This is a genomic window from Bacillus carboniphilus, assembly GCF_039522365.1.
Lineage (GTDB): Bacteria > Bacillota > Bacilli > Bacillales > JC228 > Bacillus_BF > Bacillus_BF carboniphilus.
Genome location: NZ_BAAADJ010000035.1, coordinates 1 through 1,393, shown reverse-complemented (window position 1 = coordinate 1,393; position 1,393 = coordinate 1). Strand labels below are relative to the sequence as shown.

Here is a 1,393-nt window from a genome sequence, read left to right as displayed (position 1 = left end):
GATAAAGTCCATATAATTGTGTAAAAACAAAAAGGGGTCAAATTATTCCTTCCTGGTTACAATGTTTAACAACCACGTAAAACATTAGGAGGAAATAATTATGACCCAGTTTCAGTTTAACCTAAATATGGAACTTTTAAAAGATTCGGTAATGAATTCAAACATTGATGCAGTTGTTAAATCTACCATTGTCTTAGTCCTGAACGAGTATATGGAAAAAGAACGTGATGATTATTTGAAGGCTGAAGCCTATGAACGCACAGACAGTAGACAGGATTACCGTAACGGGTATTACCCAAGGGATTGGACAGTAAGTGTTGGGAAAATAAAATTAAAAGTTCCACGTACCCGTAGTGGTGACTTCTCTCCATCTGTTTTTGAACGCTATTCACGTGTAGACCAGGCCTTGGTATTATCGATGCTTGAAATGGTTATTAACGGAGTATCAACTCGTAAAGTCACTCAAATTGTTGAACAGTTGTGTGGCGAACAGGTATCTAAATCCTTTGTTTCATCCCTGACAGAAAAGCTAGATCCAATCGTTAAACAGTGGGCAAACCGTCCATTGAATATGAAATACTATCCATATATTTTTGCAGATGCCATGTATATAAAAGTTCGTGAACATAATAAAGTGGTTTCAAAAGCTGTCTATATTGCGACGGCCATTAACCAGGAACAAAAGAGAGAAATTATAGGCTTTAAGATTGATCATGAGGAAAGTTATGAGGCATGGCAAGACTTTTTTAAAGAATTAAAATCCAGAGGGTTACAGTCACCGAAACTAGTAATTTCAGATGCCCATAAGGGATTGAAAAAGGCAATTGAACGTGAATTTATCGGTACATCATGGCAGCGGTGCACGGTTCACTTTAAACGCAACATCATTGATAAGTTGCCTAAAAAAGGGATGGGCCAAGTCACTCAAGATTTAAAACGAATATTCGATGCAGTGAGGGTGGAGGATGCCCGGCTATTCCGTGATGAGTTTTTTAACACCTATGAAGATAATCCCAAGCTGGAGAAGGCATTGAAAATATTAGATGAAGGTTTCGAAGATGCCATCCAGTATTACGACCAGCCTGTACAGTATCATACATTTATTCAGACAACGAACTACTTAGAACGCCTCAACCAGGAAGTTCGCCGCCGGGAAAAAGTAATTCGAGTGTTTCCAAATAATCAGTCTGCATTTAGATTAATTGGTGCTGTTTTAATGAATCTGGAAGAATTACAAGCGAGAAAACGAAGGTTTATTAGAAAAGAAGAGTAGGTCCCGCGGAGCGAAATTTTGATTTGGTTTGGAAGGGGCCCCTTCCAAACCAAATCAAAATCATACACATTACCAATACAAAGCTGGTTGATACTTGTAATCAATTTTACACAATATTAT

The 1,393-nt window shown here is 37.8% G+C and carries 1 protein-coding gene; it reads left to right on the top strand.

Annotated features, from left to right (window positions below; all coding sequences use genetic code 11):
* Nucleotides 1-100 precede the first annotated feature (100 nt).
* Entirely contained in the window at nucleotides 101-1,273 is a 1,173-nt protein-coding gene (locus ABDZ91_RS14200) for an IS256 family transposase (RefSeq protein ID WP_343800039.1), read from the top strand.
* Nucleotides 1,274-1,393 lie beyond the last annotated feature (120 nt).

Coding starts and splice junctions, on each gene's coding strand:
- ABDZ91_RS14200 (WP_343800039.1), top strand. CDS start 101: ATGACCCAGTTTCAGTTTAACCTAAATATGGAACTTTTAAAAGATTCG.